Annotated in this window: 21 protein-coding genes, 1 tRNA gene and 1 pseudogene; 9 read left to right on the top strand and 14 right to left on the bottom strand. The window is 63.8% G+C overall.

From position 1 onward, the window contains the following. Positions 1 to 72 precede the first annotated feature (72 nt). Positions 73 to 1,029: an NAD(P)H-dependent flavin oxidoreductase gene (locus tag JT720_RS12370; protein ID WP_205481610.1), complete on the top strand. Its 957-nt coding sequence runs from the start codon at positions 73 to 75 to the stop codon at positions 1,027 to 1,029. On the opposite strand, the gene JT720_RS12365 is transcribed toward JT720_RS12370, so the two are convergent. The 4 genes from JT720_RS12365 to JT720_RS12350 all read right to left on the bottom strand — a co-directional run bounded on the left by JT720_RS12365 (position 1,022) and on the right by JT720_RS12350 (position 3,409). Further along, a complete protein-coding gene (locus tag JT720_RS12365; protein WP_205481609.1) occupies positions 1,022 to 1,453 on the bottom strand; it encodes a thioesterase family protein in 432 nt (143 codons plus the stop codon). The two genes, JT720_RS12370 and JT720_RS12365, sit on opposite strands and share 8 nt — an antisense overlap. Continuing rightward, a complete protein-coding gene (locus JT720_RS12360) occupies positions 1,450 to 2,595 on the bottom strand; it encodes an iron-containing alcohol dehydrogenase (protein WP_205481608.1) in 1,146 nt (381 codons plus the stop codon). The genes JT720_RS12365 and JT720_RS12360 overlap by 4 nt, the downstream gene beginning before the upstream one ends. Positions 2,596 to 2,638: 43 nt before the next feature. Further along, the gene (locus JT720_RS12355) at positions 2,639 to 3,121 is read right to left on the bottom strand and encodes a DUF1465 family protein (RefSeq protein ID WP_205481607.1); all 483 of its coding nucleotides are present in this window, start codon (positions 3,119 to 3,121) and stop codon (positions 2,639 to 2,641) included. A gap of 90 nt (positions 3,122 to 3,211) precedes the next feature. Continuing rightward, a complete protein-coding gene (locus JT720_RS12350) occupies positions 3,212 to 3,409 on the bottom strand; it encodes a YdcH family protein (RefSeq protein ID WP_205481606.1) in 198 nt (65 codons plus the stop codon). A gap of 146 nt (positions 3,410 to 3,555) precedes the next feature. Between JT720_RS12350 and JT720_RS12345 the strand changes: the two genes are divergently transcribed. Next, on the top strand, positions 3,556 to 3,720 hold the full coding sequence (locus JT720_RS12345) for a YdcH family protein (RefSeq protein WP_205481605.1): 165 nt from the start codon (positions 3,556 to 3,558) through the stop codon (positions 3,718 to 3,720). Positions 3,721 to 3,765: 45 nt separating this feature from the next. Here JT720_RS12345 and dksA read toward each other — a convergent pair whose 3' ends face one another. Next, on the bottom strand, positions 3,766 to 4,230 hold the full coding sequence (gene dksA / locus JT720_RS12340) for an RNA polymerase-binding protein DksA (protein WP_205481604.1): 465 nt from the start codon (positions 4,228 to 4,230) through the stop codon (positions 3,766 to 3,768). A gap of 282 nt (positions 4,231 to 4,512) precedes the next feature. Between dksA and surE the strand changes: the two genes are divergently transcribed. Continuing rightward, on the top strand, positions 4,513 to 5,280 hold the full coding sequence (surE, locus tag JT720_RS12335; protein ID WP_205481603.1) for a 5'/3'-nucleotidase SurE: 768 nt from the start codon (positions 4,513 to 4,515) through the stop codon (positions 5,278 to 5,280). A 3-nt stretch (positions 5,281 to 5,283) separates the two neighbouring features. On the opposite strand, the gene JT720_RS12330 is transcribed toward surE, so the two are convergent. After that, positions 5,284 to 5,829, bottom strand: a complete 546-nt coding sequence (locus tag JT720_RS12330; RefSeq protein ID WP_205481602.1) for a CAP domain-containing protein — start codon at positions 5,827 to 5,829, stop codon at positions 5,284 to 5,286. Positions 5,830 to 5,995: 166 nt separating this feature from the next. Between JT720_RS12330 and JT720_RS12325 the strand changes: the two genes are divergently transcribed. Then, the gene (locus JT720_RS12325) at positions 5,996 to 7,453 is read left to right on the top strand and encodes an AMP nucleosidase (protein ID WP_205481601.1); all 1,458 of its coding nucleotides are present in this window, start codon (positions 5,996 to 5,998) and stop codon (positions 7,451 to 7,453) included. 72 nt (positions 7,454 to 7,525) lie between these two features. On the opposite strand, the gene JT720_RS12320 is transcribed toward JT720_RS12325, so the two are convergent. Next, complete coding sequence (locus JT720_RS12320; RefSeq protein ID WP_205481600.1) at positions 7,526 to 9,145, bottom strand: 5'-nucleotidase C-terminal domain-containing protein; 1,620 nt, start codon at positions 9,143 to 9,145, stop codon at positions 7,526 to 7,528. Positions 9,146 to 9,233: 88 nt separating this feature from the next. Beyond that, the gene (locus JT720_RS12315) at positions 9,234 to 9,971 is read right to left on the bottom strand and encodes a queuosine precursor transporter (protein WP_205481599.1); all 738 of its coding nucleotides are present in this window, start codon (positions 9,969 to 9,971) and stop codon (positions 9,234 to 9,236) included. Positions 9,972 to 10,046: 75 nt separating this feature from the next. Here JT720_RS12315 and JT720_RS12310 point away from each other — a divergent pair. Together JT720_RS12310 and JT720_RS12305 are read left to right on the top strand one after the other, a co-directional pair. Beyond that, a pseudogene (locus JT720_RS12310) lies at positions 10,047 to 10,505 on the top strand (cytidine deaminase); the annotation flags it as partial. 98 nt (positions 10,506 to 10,603) lie between these two features. After that, positions 10,604 to 11,188, top strand: a complete 585-nt coding sequence (locus JT720_RS12305) for an SOS response-associated peptidase (protein WP_205481597.1) — start codon at positions 10,604 to 10,606, stop codon at positions 11,186 to 11,188. A 48-nt stretch (positions 11,189 to 11,236) separates the two neighbouring features. Here JT720_RS12305 and JT720_RS12300 read toward each other — a convergent pair whose 3' ends face one another. Further along, positions 11,237 to 11,506, bottom strand: a complete 270-nt coding sequence (locus JT720_RS12300; protein ID WP_205481596.1) for a hypothetical protein — start codon at positions 11,504 to 11,506, stop codon at positions 11,237 to 11,239. 148 nt (positions 11,507 to 11,654) lie between these two features. Between JT720_RS12300 and JT720_RS12295 the strand changes: the two genes are divergently transcribed. Further along, complete coding sequence (locus JT720_RS12295; RefSeq protein WP_205481595.1) at positions 11,655 to 12,566, top strand: LysR substrate-binding domain-containing protein; 912 nt, start codon at positions 11,655 to 11,657, stop codon at positions 12,564 to 12,566. On the opposite strand, the gene glmS is transcribed toward JT720_RS12295, so the two are convergent. The 5 genes from glmS to phaR all read right to left on the bottom strand — a co-directional run bounded on the left by glmS (position 12,553) and on the right by phaR (position 17,963). Then, on the bottom strand, positions 12,553 to 14,376 hold the full coding sequence (gene glmS / locus JT720_RS12290; RefSeq protein ID WP_205481594.1) for a glutamine--fructose-6-phosphate transaminase (isomerizing): 1,824 nt from the start codon (positions 14,374 to 14,376) through the stop codon (positions 12,553 to 12,555). The genes JT720_RS12295 and glmS overlap by 14 nt on opposite strands. Further along, positions 14,377 to 15,732 (bottom strand): bifunctional UDP-N-acetylglucosamine diphosphorylase/glucosamine-1-phosphate N-acetyltransferase GlmU, encoded by a 1,356-nt coding sequence (gene glmU / locus JT720_RS12285; RefSeq protein WP_205481593.1) that lies wholly within the window; start codon positions 15,730 to 15,732, stop codon positions 14,377 to 14,379. It abuts the gene before it with no gap. A gap of 51 nt (positions 15,733 to 15,783) precedes the next feature. Next, entirely contained in the window at positions 15,784 to 16,437 is a 654-nt protein-coding gene (locus JT720_RS12280) for a hypothetical protein (protein WP_205481592.1), read from the bottom strand. A gap of 549 nt (positions 16,438 to 16,986) precedes the next feature. Beyond that, complete coding sequence (locus JT720_RS12275) at positions 16,987 to 17,421, bottom strand: hypothetical protein (RefSeq protein ID WP_205481591.1); 435 nt, start codon at positions 17,419 to 17,421, stop codon at positions 16,987 to 16,989. Then, the gene (phaR, locus tag JT720_RS12270; RefSeq protein ID WP_205481590.1) at positions 17,421 to 17,963 is read right to left on the bottom strand and encodes a polyhydroxyalkanoate synthesis repressor PhaR; all 543 of its coding nucleotides are present in this window, start codon (positions 17,961 to 17,963) and stop codon (positions 17,421 to 17,423) included. The genes JT720_RS12275 and phaR overlap by 1 nt, the downstream gene beginning before the upstream one ends. 254 nt (positions 17,964 to 18,217) lie before the next feature. On the opposite strand from phaR, the gene JT720_RS12265 reads away from it, so the two are divergent. Both JT720_RS12265 and JT720_RS12260 read left to right on the top strand, forming a co-directional pair. After that, positions 18,218 to 19,042: an alpha/beta fold hydrolase gene (locus JT720_RS12265; protein WP_205481589.1), complete on the top strand. Its 825-nt coding sequence runs from the start codon at positions 18,218 to 18,220 to the stop codon at positions 19,040 to 19,042. Positions 19,043 to 19,054: 12 nt separating this feature from the next. Further along, positions 19,055 to 19,131, top strand: a tRNA-Arg gene (locus JT720_RS12260). The last annotated feature ends 55 nt before the right edge of the window (positions 19,132 to 19,186 follow it).

Raw genomic sequence — 19,186 nt, 5'->3', positions numbered from 1 at the left:
CGTACGGCTCGTTTCCGTGCTTCGCTCCAGAGGTTACAGACGAACGATGCCGATGATGGAGAATGATCGCCGATGAGCCTCCCTGACGTTTTTCATCGCCTGAAGCTGCCTGCAATCGGCGCGCCACTGTTCATCGTCTCCAACCCCGCCTTGGTGATCGCGCAGTGCAAGGCAGGGATCGTCGGCAGCTTTCCTGCCCTGAACGCCCGGCCACAGAGCCAGCTCGACGAATGGCTGCATGAGATCACGGAGGCTTTGGCAGAGCATGATCGCGACCATCCCGATGCTCGCTCCGCGCCGTTCGCCGTCAACCAGATCGTCCACCGCTCGAACACCCGTTTCGAAGAGGACATGACCACTTGCGCCAAGTGGAAGGTTCCCATCGTCATCACCTCGCTGGGCGCTCGCGAGGAATTGAACCACGCCGTTCACGGATGGGGCGGGGTGACGCTGCACGACATCATCGACGACCGTTATGCCCGAAAGGCGATCGAGAAGGGCGCAGACGGCCTGATAGCGGTCGCCGCCGGCGCGGGTGGTCACGCCGGCCGCTGGTCACCCTTCGCCTTGGTGCAGGAGATCCGAAAATGGTTCGACGGGCCGCTTGCGCTGTCGGGATCAATAGCGACTGGAGGCGCCATCCTGGCTGCCCAGGCAATGGGCGCTGATTTCGCCTATATCGGTTCCCCGTTCATCGCGACGGACGAGGCTCGGGCCGATGCGGCTTACAAGCAGGGCATCGTGGAAGGGTCGGCCAAGGACATTGTCTACTCCAGCCTGTTCACCGGGATCAGCGGCAACTACTTGCGTGCATCGATCGAAGCCGCGGGCCTGGATCCCGACAACCTGCCGTCCGCCGGGCCCGAAGCCATGAATTTCCAGTCCTCGACTGGAGCGAAGGCGTGGCGCGACATCTGGGGTTCAGGCCAAGGCATCGGGGTCATCGACAAGGTTCAGCCGGCTGGCGCGCTGGTAGCGGAGCTTGCGGCACAATATGCCGCTGCAAAGGCCCGGATCTGCACTAGCTGATTGCCGCAAAGGCCTCTCGCCACTCCTGAGGCCAGGGAACGGGGCGCCGGCTGGTGCGATCAACGGCAACGTGGACGAACTCTCCTTCAGCCGCTGCAGAAACCTGACCGGCACCGAACACGCCGACGCGGTAGCGAACGCTCGACGTCCCAACCTGCGCGACGGCGATGCCTACTTCGACATCTTCAGGAAACGCGAGCGAGCCGTGATAAGTGCAGCGTGTCTCCACAACCAAAGCGATGGGATCGCCATTCATGATGTCCAGCAACCCGCGCTCAAGCAGCCAGGCGTTCACGGCGCTGTCGAACCAGCCATAGTAGACCGTGTTGTTTACATGCCCGTAAACGTCGTTGTCGGACCAGCGGGTTGCGAAGGTGCGGTACAGCTTGAAGCCGTCGCGAGTCGCGGGCGTTGGCCGACTCACCAAGCAGCCTCGTAGAGCCGCTGAGCGTCCGCTTCTGTGATCTCCACGGGATTATTCACCAGGAGGCGAGTCTGCTTCATCGCCTCGCGCGCAAGCACGGGCGCCTCGTCGAAAGCGACCCCATGGTCCCGTAGCCGGGGCTGCAGCCCGCTCTTGCGCACCAGGCCTTCCAGGCGCTCGATCAGCAGAGCTGCCTTCGCCTGGCTTCCCGAAGCTGCACACGCAGGCTCGATCACCTCCGCCAGTTCCGCGTATTGCTCGCGAGCAGCCTCCTGATTGAACGCGAGCACGTGGCGAAGCATCAGGGCATTGGTCAGTCCGTGCGGCAGATGGTGAATGCCGCCAAGCGGATAAGCCAGCGCGTGCACCCCGGCCACGGGCGCGTTGGCGAACGCCAGCCCCGCGAGGTGCGCACCCAGCAGCATCGCTCCGCGGGCCTGCCGGTTTGCAGGCCGGTCGCAGACCTCCAGCAAGTTACGCGAAAGCAGCCGAAGCGCCTCTCGTGCATACAGATCGGACAACGAATTCTTAAGCCGCGCAGAGGTGTAGGCCTCTATGGCGTGTACAATGGCATCGATCCCCGTTGCTGCGGTCAGTTGCCGTGGCATTCCAAGGGTCAGGTCAGCATCGAGAACTGCCCAATCGGCAATCAAGGCCGGCGAATTCACGCCGCGCTTCTCCGTCCCGCCCACCGTAATCACCGCGACGGGTGTCGCTTCGGACCCTGTCCCGGCCGTTGTCGGAACAAGTGCTAGCGGCAGCCGCTTCCCAGTTGCGAGTCCAACACCCCAGATTGCTTCGAGGTCATCACCGGAGCCGAGCAGGTAAGCCGCGAGCTTTGCTACGTCCATCGGGCTGCCGCCCCCGAACCCGACGACGGCTGAAACGCCCGCAGCTCGGCCGGCTTCAACTGCTGCGAGCAACGTGGTGCGTGAGGGATCCGCTTCGACCGAATCGAACAGAACCACCTCACGGCCGCTCGCCTTCAGGGCTTCAACGCACGCGTCCGCCAGACCGAGCCCAATGACACCTCGATCACTCACGAGCAGGACGGGGCCGGCCGGCAGCCGGTCGGACAGGTCGGCAGCCCTGCCGGAGCCCGCCAGCAGGCGTGGTCCGGGATGAAAGACGAAGTCAGCCATGGGCCGCGCTGTACTCACCCTGCCCGGCGGAGGTCCAGCCCGGTCAGCGGTTCAGCAAATCGCGCTCGAGCCGACCCATCAGCGCTCTGGCAGGGCTCGGCAGTGGGGCAGCCTGGACGCAATCCTCGTCGAGCCGCTTTACGCGTGCATACAGGTCCGCACTGGCGTTCACCAACCGCTGCGCAGCTGGCGGGAGCTGAATGACGACCGCCTCGTCGCTGTCGCTGGCCTGGCCCAGGCGGCGCTCGGGCCGTTTGCCGGCGGAATGGGGGATCTCTCCGCTCTCCACGGCGCGCTGGGTCAGAAGCCACGCCACGATGTGCATGATGCGTGTCGTCACCTTCAGCGACTCGCAGGCGAAGCCGACCCGGACGAACGGATCCAGCTGCGTCCGTTCCTCACGTCCTTCGCGATCGAAGTAAGCACGGGCCTCGTCGGCGAGCAGCATGGCCTCGGTATAGAGGCTCTCGATCAGCCTTGGCGTGATCCGTGCCTGTTCGAAGTTGTCCTCGCTGATCTCGTGCATCTGCCTTTCCTGCCACCAATCAACGCTCGGGAAAACGTCTCGCAGCGTTGATCGGCGAGATCGCGATCAACCCGTCCCGAGAAGGTACACTCAAGCGATGATGTCCGGAATGCAGCGATCCGCAAGGACCGCGATCTCATCGCGCAGGCGAAGCTTCCGTTTCTTCAGTCGGGCAAGCTCCAGCTGATCGGTTACACCGCTTTCCCGTAACTCCTCGATCTTCGCGTCGAGCGCCCGATGTTCCGCCCTGAGCTCCGCCAGCCGGGCAGAGGGTTCGTCGTCGTTCATTCGGTAAGCGGCCTTTCGCGGCGATACGGAGCGGTCACGGTAGGTTGCGGGACACATTCGACGGGCTGAGTCAATGACGCAAGACAAGCGAAGCGATCTGTGGTTTGTTACGTTTTGTCTTCACCTAGCGAAAGGGAATGGCACCAATGGACAAAGCACACGTCGAGGCCCTCGCATCCAAGCATTCCGCTCTTCAGGCCCAGATCGACGCCGAAGAGCGCCGGCCTCACCCCGACGACGTGCTTCTCCACCAGCTCAAGAAGGAAAAGCTCCGTATCAAGGACGAGATGCTCGGCCTTACGGTGCACTGAGCCGATGGTCCTTTCCCGAGCAGCGCTCGGGAAGGAGCCGACCTGTCAGTCGTCTCGGCTGACCTTTTCGATGCGCTCGTGGCGCTCCTGCGCTTCGAGCGTCATGGTCGCGATTGGTCGTGCCTCCAGGCGCGCCAGCGAGATGGGATCTCCCGTCACCTCGCAATAGCCATACTCGCCTGCGTAGAGGCGGCGAATCGCTGCATCAATCTTGGAAATCAGCTTGCGCTGGCGGTCACGGGTCCGAAGCTCGATGCCCCAATCCGTTTCGCTGGAGGCGCGGTCCGCAATATCCGGCTCGCGCAAGGAGTCCGTCTGGAGCTGGGCCATGGTCGCCCGCGACTCTTCGATGATCGCTTCTTTCCAGTCCCGAAGCTTGTGGAGAAAGTAGGCGCGCTGGTTCGCGCACATGAACTCCTCATCGTCACTTGGACGGTAATCCGACGGAAGAATGATCCGATCGAATTGCTCGGGTTCTTCGCCGTAAACGTCGACTAATGCCGTCGCCATTGTCCCCTCCCCACGCACCGCAGCGGCAATCCCATAGGCCGCTGAAGCAAGAGCCACCGCGACTGCGTGCCGGGCCACCGGTGCAGCCGGGGGCGATCAACTTGACTTTTCCGGGACTTAGAACCGGAAAAGTCGGCTATCCCCATGCGGGCCTATAGTTAGGCCCAACTGGCTGAACAAGCACTGACTTGCGTTAAGGTCACGTGTGTTCGGGCCCTGTTGCCGAAATGGCGCAGGCCTGTGCGGCTTGCCCGTTCGCCGCGTCTTCCGCATAGCCCGGCCATGCGCATCCTGATCACCAACGACGATGGCATCAACGCCAGCGGCATCGCTCTACTGGAACAGGTTGCACGGCAATTTTCCGGGGACGTATGGGTCGTTGCACCTGCCGAGGAGCAGTCCGGCACCGGGCATTCGCTGACCCTGACCCGACCCATCCGACTGCGACGGATTGCCGAAAAGCGCTTTGCCGTAGCCGGCACGCCGACGGACTCGGTGCTCATGGCCTTGTTTCACGTCATGAAGGACACGCGGCCGGACGTCATTCTCTCGGGGATAAACCGGGGCGCAAATCTCGCCGAGGACGTGACGTACAGCGGCACCGTATCGGCGACCATGGAAGGTGCGCTCGCAGGCGTCCCCTCCATTGCACTCAGCCAAACCTACAGTCGCGAGGGATTGGGCGACAACGTGCCATTCGCCGCGGCTGAGGGCTGGGCGGCGAAGGTCCTGGCGCCGCTGCTTGAACAGCCACTTGCGCCCGGCACGCTGGTCAACGTCAACTTTCCGGCCCTGCCGGCAGAGGAGGTCCGCGGCGTACGCGTAGTCCGCCAGGGGATTCGGGATTACGGTCGCACCCAGATCATTCAGCGCACCGATCCGCGCGGCTATCGCTATTACTGGCTTGGACTCGGGCCGATGGTGGAGACGCCGGGTCACTCCACCGATCTCGAGGCGATCGCCGACGGCTTCATCTCAGTAACCCCGCTGCACCTGGACCTGACCCACGAGCCCTCCCTCGAGACACTGCGCGCGCGATTTCAGCCGTAAGCTTCAGATGGCGCGTGTTCCGATCACGTTCCCTCGCGGGCTGTAGCGGCAGACCAAGAAATCCCAGTCACGAGCGCGGTGAATGGCGCAGCCGACATGAGTGGTCGAGGGCCAAGTCATCTGGGTGTAGTGGGCGACATCGGACCACCGTCCAGTAGCGCTGACCGCTGGAAATTTGCCGGGACGATAAAGGCTTCGTTCCGATGCCCAGTGCGCAATCATCTGCTCGGGCGAGTAGGCCCCGCGCGTGCCCATCCAGAGGTTCTCCAACTGGCCAGGTCGCGAAGCATCATGAGAGTGGGACAGACGTCCGCGAGCAGCCAGCACGGCACCATACGCGGCCGCACCCTTCGCCAGATGGGGGTCCCAGGCAAGCGGCGCCACTCCACGCCGTTGGCGCTCCGCATTGTGAGCGTGGAGGAGCCTGCTCGCGAGTTCGGGACAGCGCACGACGGACAGGGTCGGCCGGTTGTTCATCGCAGCGCTTGCAGGAACGGCACCCGACAGCGCGCCTACCACGCACAGCACCAGCACAACTCGTAATTCCATACCCCCACCCCTTCACCCTGGGCGATGCGGAACATCACGGCGGAGGGACCTCGCGGCAAGCGTAATCCCCGAAGTTGAACAGCGTTGTCGCCGGATCGTTTCGGCTCTGCGACGAAGGGACAGAGGGGCTTGCCAAGCCACTCCGCCATGCGCATCGCGGACAGCAATGACCGCACTCCATGACATCTCCGCCATCATCGACGAGCTATGCGCGATCTACGACCGCAGTGTGGCGAACCTCCGCCGTGCGCTCATCGCCTACGTAACCGAGGGAAAGCGCCCCGACCCAGACGCCCGCGCGGCAGGCTTCTTCGCGTATCCTGAGCTGCGGATCGAATATGATCCGGACTCTCCGCCACCCGTCCCGGCCCGCGCCTTTGCACGGCTTAATCAGCCAGGCGTCTATACCGCCAGTATCGCGCGACCGCAGCTTTTCCGTGATTACCTTGCGGAGCAGCTGGAGCACGTGGTTCGCGATTATGGGGTGACGGTTTCGGTCGGCCTCTCGGCCAGCGAGATCCCCTATCCTTATGTTCTCGACGGCAGCGAGGACCTACAGCTCAACGGCATTGCCTCAGCGGAACTCGGCCGCTGGTTTCCGACCACCGAGCTCGTCCACATCGGAGATGAGATTGCCGACGGAAGCTGGGACTTCTCGATCCATTCCACTCGCCCGCTGGCACTGTTCGACGCGCCGCGCACGGACTTCAGCCTCGCGCGCTTGCGGCACTACACCGGCACGCCACCAGAGCACTTCCAGCGCTTCGTCCTCTTCACGAACTATGTTCGCTATGTCGATGAATTCGTTCGTTATTCGGCCGATGCACTGCGGCAGACGAACACTCGCTACAGCGCCTTCTCGGTTCCGGGCTCGCGCTACGAGCGGGGGATGCTCGAGAATGTCGAGGCGGAGGTCGCCTCCGGTCCCTGGCGCCGGTACCAGATGCCTGCGTACCATCTGCTGGGCGAGAACGGCGACGATGGGATCACCCTGGTCAATATCGGCGTCGGCCCTTCCAACGCGAAGACGATCTGTGACCACATCGCGGTTCTACGCCCAGAGGCCTGGTTGATGATCGGCCACTGCGGCGGCCTCAGGCCCAGCCAGACCATCGGCGATTACGTCCTTGCGCATGCATACTTGCGCGACGATCACGTGCTTGACGATGTGCTGCCGGTGGAAGTTCCCCTTCCCGCCATCGCGGAAGTGCAGACGGCGCTTTTTCATGCGGCGTCGCATGTCACCGGGGAAGATGAAGACGGGATCAAGAAACGCCTTCGAACGGGTACGGTCATCACCACGGACGACCGCAACTGGGAGCTGCGCTACACGCAGTCCGCCCTACGCTTTAATCAGAGCCGCGCCGTGGCGATCGACATGGAGAGTGCCACCGTAGCAGCTCAGGGCTATCGCTTCCGTGTACCCTACGGAACGCTTCTGTGTGTGTCCGACAAGCCGTTGCACGGCGAACTGAAACTTCCCGGCCAGGCCAACGCCTTCTACGAGCGCGCGATCAGCCAGCACCTGCGCATCGGTATCGAGGCGCTGAAGCTGCTACGGGACGAGGGCGACGCGCTCCATAGCCGCAAGCTGCGCAGCTTCGACGAACCGCCGTTCAGGTAAGGTCGTCATCCCGGCCCTGAGCCGGGATCCGCCTTCCTCTTGGCAAAAGCTCAAGGCAGCCTCGGGTCACGCTTACCGCGCCGTCCGATCCTTGATCCGCCCCAAGCCCGGCGCCTTCACCCCCTTGGCGAGCCATGCCTCCAACGCATCCAGGTCGGACCCCGCGTCCGTTACCTCCACGCCATTTGCGAGCACCGTGAAGTTGTCTCCTCCGCTGGCCATGAAGTTGTTCACCGTGACGCGGTAGCTTGCCCCTGGCTCGATCCTACGCCCGTTCAGCAGCATCTCGACGATCCGATCACCGGCGGGCCGTTTCAGATCGTACGCAAAGAAGAAGCCGGCGCTGGGCAGCAGCATGTTCGGGTTCTCCGCCGTGTTGGTCCCGCTCGCGAACTGCTGTTCCAGGAACGCCTTCAACTGTGCACCGCTCAATGTCTTCGTGACCAGGCTGTTCCCGAACGGCTGCATCGCGAAGATCTGCCCGTAGGTGACGCTGCCGTCCGCCGCGGGTGCCAAGTCCGTCCGGACTCCCCCTGAGTTGATAAAGGCCACCTGCGCTCCCGCGCCTCGGGACGCCGCGAGCTGGGCATCGGCAATGAGATTGCCCGCCGTCTGCTCCCGGTCCTCATTGAGATCGCGCGTGACCTCGCCCGACAGCCGCCCGACGACCCGAAGCGCCTCGGCCAGGCTCGCATCCACGTAGCGCCGGACCAGTGCGGCCGTCGCCTCATCCGCGCCGAAAGTCCGGAACTCCGTGTTGAGCGGCACCTGCTTGGTCCCCGCTGTGAAGCCCTCGCCTTGCACGATCACATTGCCCGCCGAGCGCACTTGCACCCCGCCGCCGGCCGTGACTCCGAGCCGGATATCCGTGATCATGATACCGCTCCGCCCAGCGCTCGTGAGCAGCAACGGGCCCCCACCCGGCCGCTTGTAGTCGCAGACGTACGCCCGGTGCGTATGCCCGGAGATTACCACGGAGATCGCCGGGTCCAGCCGATCGAGGATCGGCAGCAGGTCGCCGCTCAGCCCCGGACAGCCCTTGTCATTGTACAGACCGTCGGTCCGCGCCCCCTGGTGGATCAGCAGCACGATCGCATCCGCACCCGCCGCCCTTAGCTGCGGCACGGCCGCGTTCGCCGTTACCGCCTCGTCCGCGAAGGTCAGCCCCGCGACGCCCGCTGGAGACACCAGGGTCGCGGTCTCCTTCAGAGTCATGCCGATGAAGCCGACCTGCACCGGGCCGAAGTCCTTGGTGCCAGTGCTCGGGAATAGCGTGCTCCCATCCGCTCGTCGGACGTTGGCCGCGAGGAAGCGGAAGCTCGCGCCGTCGAATGGCTCCAATCGGCACGGCTGACGGCTGGTGTGCTTCTCGCACCCGCCCGTCTGCATCCGCAACAACTCGGCCGAGCCCTTGTCGAACTCGTGGTTGCCGACCGCGTTATACTCGACACCGACGAGGTCCATCGCGTTGATCGCCGGTTCGTCCAGGAACAGCGCCGATGGGAGCGGAGTGGCGCCAATCATATCGCCGGCGGAGACCGTTACCGTGTTCGCCTGCCCTTCGCGTAACGCCTTGGCCGCTCCCGCCAGGTAGGCCGCGCCGCCGGCCGGCACTTCCACGTCACGCCCATCGGCCGTCTTCGCCGGCACTCCTACCTTCGGGGGTTCCAGCGCGCCATGAAAATCATTCACCGCCAGGATTTGCACCTCCGTCGTGACCGGTGCCGGTGCTGTCCGAGGCGCCTCCGCCGACTGCGCCGCGCAAGCGCTTAAGGTCGCGCTACACGCGAGCAGCGAAAGGCGTGAAATCCGTACGCTCATCGAAAACATCCACTCCCTCGCGCCGCTTCAAGGCACCGACCACGGCGTAGGTGACCGGGGTCAGCAGCGCTTCCCAGGCAACCTTGAGCGCCCATTGTGTCAGCATGACTGTGACCACGAGGTCCGTGGTCCAGCCTGCCGCGCCCCAGAAGGCAAGCGGGTAGAAGATCAGGCTGTCAACGCCCTGGCCGGCCACGGTGCTGCCAATGGTGCGCGTCCACAGATACTTGCCCCGCGTCCATACCTTCATTTTGGCGAGCACGACCGAGTTGACGAACTCGCCCGCCCAGAACGCCAGGATAGATGCGAAGACGATCCGCGGAACCTGGCCAAACACCTGCTCGTACGCCCCTTGCCCGTCCCAAGTCGCAGCCGGCGGCAACGCTACGACGACCATCGCCATGAACGCCATGAACAGCAGCGCCGCCGTCCCTACCCAGATGCAACGCCGCGCCCGCGCGAAGCCGTACACTTCGGTCAGCACGTCGCCGATGACGTACGACAGTGGGAAGAACAGGATGCCAGCACCGAACGGCCACTCACCCACTAATGGAAGCGTGATGACTGCCACCTTCCCGGCGCCAAGCACGTTCGAAAGCAGCAGGATCGTGACGAACGCTGCCATCACCAGGTCGAAGTAGCGCACCCGCCGTCCGGCAAGCGCCCGCGCGTCGATCTTCTCCACCCCCGTGGTCATGCAGCTCTCCTATGCGCTCACCCTGAGCCTGTCGAAGGGTATCTATCCACCCTTCGACATGCTCAGCGTGAGCGCTATGGAAGCCGCATGTCCGAAGAAGAACTGATCGCCCTTGCCCGCGCCGCCGCGCTCAAGGCCTACGCGCCCTACTCCCGCTTCCATGTAGGCTGCGCGATCGAGAGCGTAGACGGAGACGTCGTCACCGGTGCCAACCTTGAAAACGCCTGCTACCGGCTCGGCCTCTGCGCCGAGCAGAGCGCCCTTGCCGCCGCGCAGCACCAGTTCGGCCTCGCAAGCATCGCGCGAATCGCGGTCGCCGGCGGGAACCCGAGCAGTGGGGAACTCACCGGCGAGGCCACCTGCACCCCTTGCGGTGGTTGCCGTCAGGCAATCCTGGAAGCTGCTCACCTCGCTGGGCGGGACATCCACATCCTCTCGGCCAACGGGAGCGGGACGCAGGTTGAACGCCACATGATCATGGACCTGATCCCAAGAAGCTTCGGGCCAACCAATCTCGCCGATGTTCAAGATTGAGAGTCGTGGATCCTGCGGCTCCGGCTGCGGTGATCGCGCCCATTCCCGCGCAAAACTCGTCAGACCGCCGGCAAGGCTGACCTTGATCGGGCGGAGAAATGTGTAACCTCTACTCCCAGACGAAAGCGCCCGAGGCGATCCGGCAGCTGTTCGTCCAGCGCGGCATCGAGTTGCTGTTCCCCGAAGGCATACCGAACCTTGAGCCGCGCGATATTTGCATCACCGATCCTGCACCGATCGTGCGGGCGGGCGGAAGCGGCTACGAACTCGTCGTGCGCCGCTGGAGCTGGCCTGGACCCAACGGTAAGCCGGTCTACAACTTCCGATCTGACGGGCGCGAGTTCCCATCAGGACGTTGCCTGATCCTAGCCGACGGGTTCTACGAGTTCACCGCGCCTGCCGACCCGAAGGCGAAGCGCAAAGATCGGTGGCTGTTCAGCGACTCTCAAAGCGGCATGCTCGGTATCGCAGGACTGGTGCGAGATGCGGCACCATTGGGTCGCGAGGCTTTCACCATGCTCACCTGCCCTCCCGGTGAGGATGTAGCTCCCTATCATGGTAGGCAGGTGGCGGTGCTCGCCTCCGCAGACTGGCGCGCGTGGCTGGACGGCAGCGCTCCGGCGGCGGAGCTGATCAGGCCTCTCCCGGCGGGCACGCTGACGGTCACAGCCGCGAACCGCTAGAAGTGGGTGGGGCGGCGAGGAGAGAGGTGGTTCGCCGCCCCGGACTTGTCACTTTGCGCTGGCCAGCTTAGCCCGCTCTGCCGCTGCCTTCCGCTGCTCGGCAAGCTGAAGCTTGGCACGCCACTCGGCCCGGCATTCCTTCTCCATACGCTTGCCGACCACGTCGACGCTGGATGCCTCGCAGATGTAGTCGAGACGATCACGGAGCTGCGCTTCCGACAGCGGCTTGGCCGCGGCAGGGCTGGCAATCAGAAGTGCCAGTGCCGTCGATGCTGCCATGAGAAACGTCACGAATCCTGTTTCGATTGTCTTGGTCATCGTCGATCTCCTGTTTCCCGGATGAGATCGACGCCGGCGTCTGAGTCTTCATATACGCAGCCTGCGCCTTCTTGCGCAGCCACAATGCTGCACTGCCGTTCTGCATTTCTGCAGAGCCACGAGCCCGACGTCATGATATGAAGAGGCGGTGATCGACTGGAACGACTGGCGCTACTTCCTCGCTGTAGCAGAGACCGGCAGCACTCTGGCGGCAGGTCGCCGTTTGCGGGTGAGCCAGACTACAGTGGCTCGCCGCATTGCGACCCTTGAAGAGAGCTTGAGCCTCATTCTTTTTGAGCGTCGGCCTGGAGGCTATGCTCTGACGTCCGGGGGCAGCGCGTTGGTGGAGGAAGCCCGGAGCCTCGCCGCAGCCGCGGACAGAGTTGAGCAGAAGGCGCGGGCGAGTGGCCGGGACATCTCCGGAACGGTGAAACTCACCACCGAGGAGATATTCGCGATGACATTGATCGCTCCGTGGTTGCGTGAATTGCGGGAGCAATATCCCGCGATCCGGCTAAAACTCGACACTTCGAACACCCTGCGTGACCTCGGCGCGGGAGAGGCCGACGTCGCGCTGCGCAGCACCAGCAAGGAGCAGCCTGCCGGCATTGTTGGTCGTGCAATCTGTCCGGACGATTGGACCCTGTACTGCAGCCGCGAATATGCCGAGCGGCACGGCGTTCCAAAGTCCCGGGAGGCATTGAAGCGTCACGCGATCATTGCCGGCGGCGGCGGCAATCTGGCGCGGGTCTACTCGCAATGGCTCCACGAACTCGGCTTGGAGCAACAGATTGCGATGGAGCACGGCTCATCGGGTGGCCTGCTGACGGCGGTTCGGAGTGGAATCGGGATCGCCGCGCTGCCCTGCATTGTGGCTGACGGCGACCCGGACCTCATCCGCTGTGTGCCACCAGCAGACCATGGGCGAACCATGTGGCTGCTGACCCACGAACGGGTAAGGCGCAGCCCGACAGTGCGAGCGGTGATCGACTACTTGTACGAGCGGCTCATGGCACATGTGAAACGCCTCGAGAACGCGCGGCCCCTCACTCCACCGTGACGCTTTTCGCTAGGTTGCGCGGCTGATCGACGTCCGTGCCCTTCAAGACCGCAACATGGTAGGCCAGCAACTGCACCGGGACCGCATAGACCAGCGGAGCAATTAGCGGGTGCACTTTGGGCATCTCGATCGTAGCGATGCAGCCGTCGCCAGCCGCCGCAATCCCTTCCGCGTCGCTGATCAGGATGATCCTGCCGCCGCGGGCGCGAACTTCCTGCATGTTGCTGACCGTCTTTTCGAACAACGGACCTGACGGGGCGAGCACGATCACAGGAACCTGGTCGTCGATGAGCGCGATCGGACCATGCTTCATCTCGCCGGCAGCATAGCCTTCCGCATGGATGTAGCTGATTTCCTTGAGCTTCAGCGCGCCTTCCAGTGCCATCGGATAATCGGGGCCCCGTCCCAGGTAGAGAACATCGCGGGCCGGGGCGACGAGGTGCGCCATCGCACCAATATCCTCGTCGTGGTTCAGAGCTCGGGTCAGAGCTTCCGGCGCTTCCTGAAGATGCGCCACGATCTCTCGCTCTTCCTCGCGCGTCATGCGCCCCCTGCTTCGAGCGAAGTTGGCAGCGAGAGCTGCAAGCACAGCGAGCTGACACGTGAAGGCTTTTGTCGAGGCAACACCAATCTCTGGCCCGGCGCGTGTCGGCAGCAGCAGGTCCGCCTCACGCGCCATGGAGCTGGTCGGAACATTCACGACCACTGCGATCTTCTGGCCCTGCTCCCGCGCGTGGCGCAGCGCCGCAAGGGTGTCGGCGGTCTCGCCGGACTGGCTGATGAAGAGTGCCAAGCCGCCGGGCTCCAGGACTGGATCCCGGTACCGGAACTCGCTCGCGACATCGAGGTCGACGGGCACCCGGGCGAAACGCTCGAACCAGTACTTGGCGACCATCCCCGCATAGAAGCTGGTGCCGCATGCGACGATGGTGACGCGGTCCACGCTGCCGAGATCGAAGTCAAACGCGGGGATGGCGACCTCACCTTCGAACGGGCGGACGTAGCTTTGAAGCGTCTGCGCCACGACGATCGGCTGTTCGAAGATTTCCTTGCGCATGAAGTGTGCGTGATTGCCCTTGGAGATGACCTCCGCCGTCGCACCGCTGTCCACGATCTCGCGGGTGACCGGCTGGTTCGACCGGTCGAAGATCTGGACACCATCTCTCCGGGCCACGACCCAGTCGCCCTCGTCCAGATACGCGATGTGACGCGTCCACGGGGCAAGCGCGATAGCGTCGGACCCAAGGTAATTCTCACCTTGTCCGTAGCCCACCGTCAGCGGAGCGCCCATGCGTGCGCCAATGACGAGGTCTGGATGATCCCGGAACAGGAAGGACATGGCGAACGCGCCGTGAAGCCGTGGCAGGACGGTCGCTACCGCCTCCTCGGGCGACGACCCGCCTTCCACCTCGCATGCGACGAGGTGCGCGACAACCTCGCTGTCGGTTTCGGACTGGAACTGACGCCCTTGCTCGATGAGTTCATCGCGCAGCGGCTTGAAGTTCTCGATGATCCCGTTGTGCACCAGTGCCACCGGTCCAACGATGTGAGGGTGCGCATTCCCTTCTGTCGGCGCGCCGTGAGTAGCCCAACGGGTATGAGCGATGCCGATGGTCCCCTCCGGTCGATCCTCCCGCAGCTTGGCCGCAAGGTTGTCGAGCTTGCCTTCCGCGCGCTGGCGCTCGAACTGGCCGTCATGGACGGTGCAGATGCCTGCACTGTCATAGCCGCGATACTCGAGGCGCTTCAGTCCATCGAACAGACGCTGGGCGACCGCATCCCGACCGACGATCGCAACAATCCCGCACATCTACTTGGCTTTCTTGGCTTGTTGGCGTTCACGGAAGCGGGCAGCCCAACCTCCAAGGCTCTTCTGGTCCGCGCGGGTGACGCCGAGCGCGTCGGCCTCCACGTCTCTCGTCACGACCGAGCCCGCTCCTACGATGGCCCCGGCGCCAACCGAGACCGGCGCAACTAAAGAGGAATTCGAGCCGACGAAGGCCCCATCGCCGATTTGAGTCCGGTACTTGAAGAAGCCATCGTAATTGCAGGTGATCGTCCCGGCACCGATGTTCGCTCCAGCCCCTACGTCGGCATCACCCAGATAGGTCAGGTGATTGGCCTTCGCTCCCACTCCGAGACGCGCCTTCTTCAGTTCGACGAAGTTCCCGACCTTTGCCTTGCCCTCTAGCACTGCGCCGGGGCGCAACCGGGCAAAGGGACCGACCTCGGCATCTTCTCCGATGATGGCACCCTCGATATGGCTGAAGGCGTGGATCATGGCCCGGTCAGCAACCATGACCCCGGGCCCGAAGACCACGTGCGGCTCGATCGTGACGTCACGTCCCAGTCGCGTATCGAAGCTGAACCATACGCTTTCCGGATCTATCAGGGTGGCACCCTCGTCCAGCGCCTGCGCGCGTCGGCGCTGCTGCCATTCATGCTCGAGCGCCGCGAGCTCGCGCCTGCTGTTCACGCCGGCCGTCTGCCAGGCATCGGTCTCCACAGCGACCGCAAAGCGACCTTCCTCCGCTGCGACCATCACGATGTCGGGAAGATAATACTCTCCAGCCGCGTTCGCATTGCCGACTTTGCCGAGCCAACGGAAGAGATCCGCGGATCGAACCGCCATCATGCCGCTGTTGCACAAGCGGACTGCCCGCTCCGCAGGGTTCGCGTCCCGAAACTCAACCATTCGGGCGATGCGATCTTTGTCGCCAAGGATCACGCGACCATACGCGCCTGGATCAGGTGGGCACGAGGCAAGAACCACTATGCCAGGCCGATCTTCCGCCTCCAAGCGATCCCGCATGGCATCGAGCGTTTCGGGAGCAACGAACGGGGTGTCGCCATAAAGGACGATCACCGTTCCGTCGAAGCCCGCAAGCGCACCCTCCGCCTGCTGGACGGCATGCCCGGTGCCCATCTGATCTTCCTGAACGGCGATCAGAGCATCATGGTGCTTAAGCGCCTTCTCGACCTGCTCGCGGCCCTTCCCCACAACGACGACGCGTCGTTCGGCACCAAGTCGGTCCACCGTATCGAGCAGGTGCTCCAGCATCGGTCGACCCGCGATCGGGTGCAGCACCTTGTGCGTATCGGAACGCATGCGCGTGCCCTGCCCTGCGGCCAGGATCACGACAGAAAATGGAGACAGACTGCTCATCGCCGCGCCCAATGGCATGGCACTGCGGCGATGAGAAGAGAGCGCGCGAGACTAGCTGCTGGAGCCGTCGGAACCGCCGCCCGAGCCGTCACTGCCGCCGTCGCCACTCCCCGACCCCTTCTTGGCCCGGGTGCGCGTGCCTGCATTGCGCCGGTCACCGCTCCGAGTGGACGTCGAACGGCTCCGTGAGGCCGCGGCTCTTGCCGACGGAGTACGCGTTCGGCCCTTGCTCGTCTTGGTTTCGATGCCTGAAGCACTCGCGTCCGTGGCGCTCGATTTGGTGGCGGCTCGGCGAGGCTTGGCCGCGGTGGAGCCGGTCCCGGCAGATTTGCTCTCGCCGGCGCTGGACTTGCGCGCGGCGGAGGTCGGCGCGGCACCCTTGGCGCGGCTTGCGCTGCTGGCCCGCGTCGGCGTACCCGGCTTGCTGGCTGATTTCGTTGAGCGGGTCTGGGAGCGTTCGGCGGACTCACCCGAAATACCGGTGCCGAACACATCGCCGGACAGCACACGTTGGGCGGCATCGGCGACCGCTTCCGCGATGATGTTGCCGAGGCGCGTTGCGCTGTTCACGACCGAACTGGCAGCCGATTGAGCTGAGTCCGCCGCATCGAGCCCGGCGTCGCGAATCTTCCGGCGAGCGGTTGGTGAAGCGCTGATGGCGGCCGCAGCGGCAGCAAGGCCGGCTGCGAGCATCTCCTTGCTCATGGCAGCCTTCGCCAGCTTATCGAAAGTCTCCGACATGTTCGGCGGAAACGGGGAGCTTGCCGATTTCTTCCGCTGCTGGCCCTGCTGCTGAGCCCCCGAAGCATCGCTTGTTGCGTGAGGGTTGCTTTGGGTACCGCCGCCTTGGCTGGTGAAGCTGGAATTCCCGCCCTGGTTGTTCGACTTGCCCTTGACCATGAGGCACCTACTCCCGTGTTTGGAATTGAGGCAAAAGACGGTTCAGTCGCGCAACGGTTCCTGTGCCAGAGAACGAGTACATAGGTAAAGGGACCGGCGGTTTGCACCACCGGCCCCTCGACATGGTCAGCGGCCGGAGAGCTCCAGCCCGGGAGACCAATAGCAGGATTCCTCGATCACGATCCTACGTCCGGGTCCCCCCGGACGGAACGCGATCTCAGCCCCGCATCCCCCGAACGAACTTCACCGACCTCTCTGCTGAACCATGAGACATCGGATCACCTCCTTTCGCTGCGTTGTGGGCGCTCTAATCAATGCGCGTCCGAAAGGATTGTTCAAGTCTTGTAATAAATCCTACTTTCGGCAATCCTCGATGGCTCGCGCCGGCTCTGCCCAAGAAGGCATGATCAGGATTGGCGCAGGGGCTCCCAACACTGCGACTCGACCTCGACTGAAGGCAATAGCGTCCAGCACCGGATCGAAACTGGCCACCGTATTTCCGACGGGCAGCGTCCGTTCGCTGCTTGTCGTCATGATTCGCAGCAGCATGCCGGGAGCCGCACCGGCGCGCATGAAGCTGATCCGGCGCACATTGAGCGTGCAGCGAATCGTGAATTGCGGACCAAGGTTCGTCTGGAACACGGCTTCGCTGCCGCCGGGGATCGCCCGGTACAGCCAAATGCCTCCATTCAATGGAGCGGAGCGCCAGTTGATGGGCGCCTGAAGAGGTACGGGACGTGCGGGCACCGGTTGAGCCAGCGCCACGGCATACAATATCGCAGTAATCATCAGCGCCCTAGCCGATCCACCTTTGCCTTCAGCGCCTCGAGTTCGGCACGAAGCTTGTCGACTTCGGTGTCGTCCGGAGTCGGCGCCTTGGTTGCCTCATCCCGCGTCGTGGCTGACGGCTTGGTGAACACTCGACCGGCTTCCTCGAACATTGCCATGTTGCGCTTCGCGATATCGGCAAAGATGTTCGCTCCGAATGCGTCGGCGAAGGCAGCCTGGTTCTTCTGGAAGCTCGCCATTGCGGTTTCCAGATATTGCGGGACCATTCCCTGCATCGAGTTGCCGTAGAGACCGATAAGCTGTCGTAAGAAGCCGGCAGGCAGCATGGTTGTCCCACCCCGCGCCTCTTCCTCGACAATGATCTGAGTCAGGACCTGATGGGTGATGTCCTCGCCGCTCTTGGCATCTACAACCACGAAGTCGCGTCCCTCCCGGATCATCTGGGCAAGCCGATCCAGCGTGACGTAGCTTGAACTCTCGGTATCGTAGAGGCGACGGTTCGCATATTTCTTGATCGTCACCTTGGCGGTGGGCTGCGTCATGCTAGGCTCCGGAAGACGTGAAACAGGACGTAGCACCCGCCCATGCCGCACCGCAACAAGCGCCAGGGCCGCGTCCCCTGCCGCTCTTTCTCGATCTGGTGCGCCGAGCTGGCGAACAGCAGCCGCAACTTGCTGCCAGGGCGCTTGAGGGACTGCGCCGTTTTCAGGATGCTGAGAGGTTAGCGAATTATCAAACACGCCCGGAACTTACCGCTGTGGGTCAGGCCTGCCTGCGCAACTGCGGAGGAGCCGGGATGCCCATTGTCCTGGTGCCCTCGCTCATCAACCCGCCCAACGTCCTCGATCTTGATCCAGAGGTAAGCCTGGCCCGCCGACTGAACGGAGTCGGCCGCGTGCTGCTGCTTGACTGGGGGCCAGCTGCTGGGCGCGCTTCGCTCGATCTTGCAGGTCACGTCACAGACATCCTGATCCCGCTGCTTCGCGAACTAGGCGAATCGGCGGTTCTTGTGGGCTATTGCCTCGGTGGCACGCTCGCTCTCGCTGTTCCGGCGCTTGCAGACGTGCGCTCGATCGTCACGCTGGCGTCGCCATGGCGCTTTTCCGCCTACGCGTCTGACGCGCGGGCCGCGCTCGCAACCTTGTGGGAGCAGGCCCGCGAGGGCGCGGATGCGCTCGGCGCGTTACCGACGGAGGTTTTGCAGGCGGCATTCTGGTCGCTTGATCCAGCGCGTGTCGTCGCGAAGTACGCAAGGCTTGCAGATCTTGCGCCGGAGAGCGCGGAGATGCAGCGTTTCATTCGTCTGGAGGACTGGGCCAACAGTGGCGAACCACTGCCGGTTCCCGCTGCCCGCGACCTGGTCGAGGATCTGTTCGGCAGGGACGTGTCAGGCCGCGGCGAGTGGAGGATCGGGCGCGACGCCGTGCAGGATCCGGGCGTGCCCACTCTGCACTTCACTGCGACGGCCGACCTGATCGTCCCGGAGGACAGCGTCGCACCGTGGGGCGAAGTTCGAACCTGTTCGGCCGGTCACGTCGGGATGATCGTGGGTCGCAACGCTCCTAGAGACCTGCACGCTCCACTTACCGAGTGGCTTGCGACCATCGGCTCACGCGGCTAAGCGAAGCCCCACGCACCCGTAGCTCAGCTGGATAGAGCGTTGCCCTCCGAAGGCAAAGGCCACACGTTCGAATCGTGTCGGGTGCGCCATCTTTTCAATGACTTAACTCCACCTCCGGCTGGTTCGTACGGAAAAGGTACGCAG

The sequence above is a fragment of the Sphingomonas arenae genome (assembly GCF_016924655.1).
In the GTDB taxonomy this organism is placed as follows: domain Bacteria; phylum Pseudomonadota; class Alphaproteobacteria; order Sphingomonadales; family Sphingomonadaceae; genus Sphingomicrobium; species Sphingomicrobium arenae.
Note: the sequence above shows the minus strand (reverse complement) of the source record. Positions and strands in the feature narration are given on the sequence as shown.